Origin of the sequence: Streptomyces sp. NRRL F-5727 (assembly GCF_000719555.1) — a bacterium.
GTDB lineage: Bacteria > Actinomycetota > Actinomycetes > Streptomycetales > Streptomycetaceae > Streptomyces.
In genome coordinates this window covers 1-6032 of the sequence record NZ_JOGX01000129.1, presented here as the reverse complement: position 1 = coordinate 6032, position 6032 = coordinate 1, and the positions used below count along the sequence as shown (strand labels likewise).

Below are 6032 nucleotides of genomic sequence, written 5' to 3'. Positions count from 1 at the left end.
GATCCTCTGCGGCCTCTTCGCCGACCTCCTCGGCCTGCCCGGGACCGGCATCGACGACGACTTCTTCGCCCACGGCGGCCACTCCCTCCTCGCCGCCCGCCTCGCCGTCCGCATCCGCGCCGCGCTCGGCGCGGAACTCACCCTCCGTGACCTCTTCGAGGCCCCGACCGTGGCGGCCCTCGCCGAACGCCTCGACGGCGCCGCCCCCGCCCGGCCCGCCCTGCTCCCCGCCGCCCGGCCCGCCGTCCTGCCGCTCTCCCCGGCCCAGCGCCGCCTCTGGTTCCTCGACCGGGCCGAGAACGGCGCCGCCGCCTACAACGTCGCCCACGCCCTGCGCCTCGACGGCCCGCCCGACTGGGCGGCCCTCGCCGCCGCGCTCGCCGACGTCACCCGCCGGCACGAGGCCCTGCGCACCGTCTTCCACGAGGAGAACGGCGAGGTCCACCAGCGGATCCTGCCGCCCGACCGGGCACGCCCCGACCTCACCGTCACGCCCGCCCGGCCCGCGGACCTGCCGGCCGTCCTCTCCGCGCACGCCGCCCGCCCCTTCGACCTCGCCGCCGAACCGCCGCTGCGCGCCCACCTGTTCGAGACCGCGGCGGAGGAGTCCGTCCTCCTGCTGGTGGTCCACCACATCGCCTGCGACGGCTGGTCGATGGCGCCACTGGTCCGGGACCTGACCGAGGCGTACGCGGCCCGCGCCGAGGGCCGTGCGCCGGAGTGGGCGCCGCTGCCCGTCCAGTACGCCGACTACACCCTCTGGCAGCGGGACCTGCTCGGCGACGCCGCCGACCCCGACAGCCTCCTCGCCCGGCAGACCGCGCACTGGAAGGCGGCACTCGCCGGCGTCCCCGACACCCTCGCCCTGCCCACGGACCGGCCCCGGCCGCCCGCCGCCACCCACCGCGGCGACACCGTCCCCGTCCACCTCGACGCCGGCCTCCACCAGGAGCTGCTGCGGCTCGCCCGCACCTCCGGCGGCACCCTCTTCATGGTCCTCCAGGCGGGCCTGGCGGCGCTCCTGACCCGGCTCGGCGCCGGCCCGGACATCCCGCTGGGCACCCCGGTCGCCGGGCGGTCGGACGCGGCCCTGGACGACCTGGTCGGCTTCTTCGTCAACACGCTGGTGCTGCGCACCGACACCTCCGGCGACCCGACGTTCCGCGAACTGATCGCCCGGGTCCGGGAGACCGACCTCGCCGCCTACGCCCACCAGGATGTGCCCTTCGAGCACCTGGTCGAGGAGCTGAACCCGGTCCGCTCGCTCGCCCGCCACCCGCTCTTCCAGGTGATGCTCGTCCTCCAGAACAACGCGGAGGCGGCACCCGAAGCCCTCGGCGGCGGCGCCCGGCTCGCCTCCGTCCTCAACGGCACCGCCAAGTTCGACCTCACCGCCGCCTTCACCGAGACCCACGCCGGCGACGGCACCCCGTCCGGCATCACCGGAGCCCTCGAATACGCCGTAGACCTCTTCGACCGGCCCAGCGCCGAGGCCCTGGCGGCGCGGCTGCTCCGGCTCCTGGCGGCGGCCGCGGCCGACCCGGACGCCCGCATCGGCGACCTGGAGCTGCTGGACGCGGGGGAGCGGCGGCTGCTCCTGGAGGAGCACAACGCCACCGCCCGCCCGCACCCGCGCGAGGACGCCACCGTGCACGAGCTGTTCGAGCGGTGGGCCGCCCGGTCCCCCGAGGCGACGGCCCTGGTCTCCGGCGACCGACGGGTGTCGTACGGGCGACTGGACCGGGACGCCAACCGGCTGGCGCACCACCTCCTCGACCGCGGCGTACGGCGCGGCGACACGGTCGGCGTGCTCCTGGACCGCGAGCCGAGCCTGGTCACGGCGGTGCTCGCGGTACTGAAGGCCGGGGCCGCGTACACGCTCCTCGACCCCGGATTCCCGGCGGAACGACTGCGGGAGACCACGGCCCGGGCCGGCGTCACGACGATCGTCACGGCCGGCACCCTCGCGGACGGCCTCGGCGACGGGCTCGTCCGGCTCGACGCCGAAGCCGAGGCGATCGCCGCCCGGCCGGAGACCGCCCCCGGGACCGTCACGGGTTCCGAGGACGTGGCCTGCGTGATGTTCACCTCGGGCTCGACGGGCGTGCCCAAGGGCGTGGTGGCCCCCCATCGGGCCCTGACCGGCACCCTCACGGGCCAGGACTACGTCGCCTTGGGTGTGCGGCAGCTGATGACGGGCGGCGAGCCGCTGTCCGTGGCGCACATCGCGAAGGCGCGGGCGGAGTATCCGGGGCTGCGGCTGGTCAACGGCTACTCGCCGGTCGAGTCGATGATCTTCACCTGCTGCCACACGGTCGAGGACCGGGACACCACCGCCCCGTCCATCCCGGTCGGCCGGCCGATCGCCGACAAACGCGTGTACGTCCTCGACGAGCGGCTGCGGCCGGTCCCGGTCGGGGTCACCGGCGAGCTGTACATGGCCGGCGTCGGCCTCGCCCACGGGTACCTGGGCCAACCCGGCCTGACCGCCGAGCGGTTCGTCGCCCACCCGTACGGAGCCCCCGGCGAGCGCGTCTACCGCACCGGCGACCTGGTCCGCCGCCGCGCCGACGGCGTCCTGGAGTTCCTGGGCCGGGCCGACGGGCAGGTCAAGATCCGCGGGTTCCGCGTCGAGCCCGGCGAGGTCCAGGCCGCCCTCATGACCCACGGGACCGTCCGCCAGGCCGCCGTCGTCGTCCGCGAGGACCGGCCCGGCGACAAGCGGCTCGCCGCCTACCTGGTCGCCGAGCCCGGCACCGTACTCGACCCGGAGGACGTCCGGTCCCACGCGGCCGGCCGGCTCCCGGAGCACCTGCGGCCGAGCAGCTTCACCGTCCTCGACGCCCTCCCGCTCACCCCGAACGGCAAGCTCGACCGGCAGGCCCTGCCCGTCCCCTCGCTCGCGCCGCCGTCCGGCGGCCGCGCCCCGCGCACCGCGCAGGAGAAGCTCCTCTGCGACCTCTTCGCCGAGGTCCTCGGCGCCGAACACGTGGGCGTCGACGCCGACTTCTTCCACCTCGGCGGCCACTCGCTCCTCGTCACCCGCCTGATCAGCCGCGTCCGCGCGGTGTGCGACACCGAACTGTCCATCAAGACCGTGTTCGAAGCGCCCACGCCGGCCGCCCTGGCCGAGCGTCTGGACGGCGCCGAGAAGGCCAGGCCCGCCCTGCGGCGCCGGTCCCGCCCCTGAGGAGAATCCATGATCCCGTTGTCGTACGCCCAGCAGCGGCTGTGGTTCCTCAGCCGCACCCAGCCGAACCCCAGCTACAACATCCCCCTCGCGCTCCGCCTGCGCGGCCCCCTCCGCCCCGACGCCCTGCGCCGCGCGCTGGACGACGTGCTCGGCCGGCACGAGGCGCTGCGCACCCGCTTCCCGGAATCCGGGGACGGCACGCCCCGGCAGGAGATCCTGCCCGCCGAACAGGCCGCGCCCGTCTGGGAGTCGGTCGCCACCGGACCGGAGGGCATCGACGCCGCACTCGGCGGAGCCGCCCGGCACGTCTTCGACCTGACCACCGAACTCCCGGTCCGCGCCACCCTGTTCACCGTCGCCGCCGACCACCACGTCCTCCTCCTCGTCTGCCACCACATCGCCGCCGACGGCTGGTCCCTCGGCCCGCTCGTCCGGGACCTGGCCGCCGCCTACACGGCCCGCGCGGCCGGACGGGAGCCCGACTGGCCCGAACTGCCGGTGCAGTACGCGGACTACACGCTGTGGCAGCAGGACGTCCTCGGCCGCGAGGACGACCCGGAGAGCGTCGCGTCCCGGCAGCTCGGGCACTGGCGCCAGGCCCTCGCGGACCTCCCCGAGGAACTGGTCCTGCCGACCGACCGCCCCCGCCCCGCCGTGCCCAGCCACCGTGGCGACGCGGTGCCGCTGGCCCTGGGCGCCGACGTGCACCACCAGGTCGTGGAGCTGGCCCGGGCGTGCGGCGCGACCGTGTTCATGGTGTGCCAGGCGGCCCTGGCCGGCCTGTTCACCCGGCTCGGCGCCGGATGCGACATCCCGCTGGGAACCCCCGTCGCCGGCCGCACCGACGAGGCCCTGGACGAGCTCGTCGGCTTCTTCCTCAACACGCTCGTGCTGCGCACGGACACCTCCGGCGATCCCTCCTTCCGCGCCCTGGTGCGCCGCATCCGGGACACGGACCTGGAGGCGTTCGCCCACCAGGAGTGGGCATCGAGGAGCGGTACGACTCCGAGGGGCGGCCCGCCGGACTCGACTGGACGCTCGGCTACGCCTCCGACCTCTTCGACCACGCCACCGTGGAGGTGCTGGCCCGGCGCCTGTCCGTCCTGCTCACCGCCCTCGCCGAAGACCCCGACCGGGCCCTCGGCTCCGTCGACCTCCTCACCGACCAGGAGCGGCGCCGGCTGCTCCCCGCGCCCGGCGGCCGACGGCCGGCGCCGTCACCCGGCCGCGTCGACCGGCTCTTCGAGGCCCAGGCCGCCCGCACCCCCGAGGCGACCGCCCTCCTTTTCCAGGACGAGACCGTCAGCTACGGCGCCCTCGACGCCCAGGCCAACCGGCTCGCCCACCGCCTGCACGCCCACGGGGTGCGCGCCGGAGACATCGTCGCCGTCCACCTCGAACGCGGACCCGACCTCGTCCGCGCCCTGCTCGCCGTCCTCAAGGCCGGCGCCGCCTACACCCTGCTCGACCCGGACTTCCCCGCCGAACGCCTCACCGCCGTCCTCGACCGGACCCGGGCCACCGCCGTCGTCACGGCCGAGGACGTACCGGAATGGCTCGCCGCCACCGGGATGCCGACGATCCACCCGGAGGACCCGGCCACCGCCGGGCCCGCCCCGGACACCACCGGACCGCTCGCCCGCCCCGACAGTGCCGAGGCGCCCGCCTGCGTCCTGTTCACCTCCGGCTCCACCGGTGTCCCCAAGGGCGTGGTGGCCCCGCACCGGGCGCTCACCGGCACCCTCACCGGCCAGGAGTACGCCCCCTTCGGCGCCGGCGAGACCTGGCTCCAGGCCGCGCCCATGTCCTGGGACGCCTTCGCCACCGAACTCCTCGGCCCGCTGCTGGCCGGCGGCCGCGTCGTGCTCCAGCCGGGCCAGCGCCCCGAACCGGACACCATGGCCGCCCTCGTCGCCCGGCACGGCGTCACCGTCCTCAAGGCGTCGGCGAGCCTCTTCAACCACCTCCTCGACGAGCACCCCCAGGCGTTCGCCGGCCTCCACGCCGCCATGACCGGCGGCGAGGCCGCCTCCGCCGCCCACGTCGCCCAGGTCCTCGACCGCTTCCCGCGGGTCCGCGTCACCAACGGCTACGGGCCCGCCGAGAGCATGGGCTTCACCACCACCCACACCATCACCGCCGCCGACCTGACCGGCGCGCCGATCCCCATCGGGACCCCCGTCCACGGCAAGCACGCCCTCGTCCTCGACGACCGGCTCCGGCCGGTGCCGCCCGGCGTGCCGGGGGAGCTGTACCTCTCCGGCACCGGACTCGCCCTCGGTTACCTCCACCACCCCTCGGCCACCGCCGAGCGGTTCGTCGCCCACCCGCACGGCGCCCCCGGGGAGCGCGCCTACCGCACCGGCGACCTCGTGCGCCGCCGCGCCGACGGCGTCCTCGAATACCTCGGCCGCGCCGACGACCAGGTCAAGCTCCGCGGCTTCCGCGTCGAACCCGCCGAGATCGAGACCCACCTCACCGCCCGCCCCGACGTCCGCCAGGCGGCCGTCGTGGTCCGGGAGGACCGCCCCGGCGACCGGCACCTCGTCGCGTACGTCGTCGGCGACGCCGACCCGGCCGCCCTGCGCGGCCACCTGGCCCGGACGCTGCCCCCGCACATGGTGCCGTCCGCGATCGTCCCCCTGCCCGGCCTGCCCCTCACCCCGAACGGCAAGCTGGACCGCCGCGCCCTGCCCGCCCCCGACTTCACCGCCGGCACCGCGCACCGCGCCCCGCGCACCCCGCGCGAGGAGATCCTCTGCGGCCTCTTCGCCGACCTCCTCGGCCTGCCCGGGACCGGCATCGACGACGACTTCTTCGCCCACGGCGGCCACTCCCT

2 protein-coding genes and 1 pseudogene are annotated in these 6032 nt (G+C 76.1%); all 3 read left to right on the top strand.

The window, feature by feature from the left end:
• On the top strand, positions 1-3190 hold a 3190-nt coding region (locus IF73_RS39045; RefSeq protein ID WP_158822272.1), incomplete at its 5' end, for a condensation domain-containing protein.
• A 9-nt stretch (positions 3191-3199) separates the two neighbouring features.
• Positions 3200-4114, top strand: a pseudogene (locus IF73_RS42945) (condensation domain-containing protein); the annotation flags it as partial.
• A gap of 59 nt (positions 4115-4173) precedes the next feature.
• Positions 4174-6032, top strand: a 1859-nt coding sequence (locus IF73_RS39040; protein WP_199806788.1) for a non-ribosomal peptide synthetase, incomplete at its 3' end; no start/stop codon positions are given.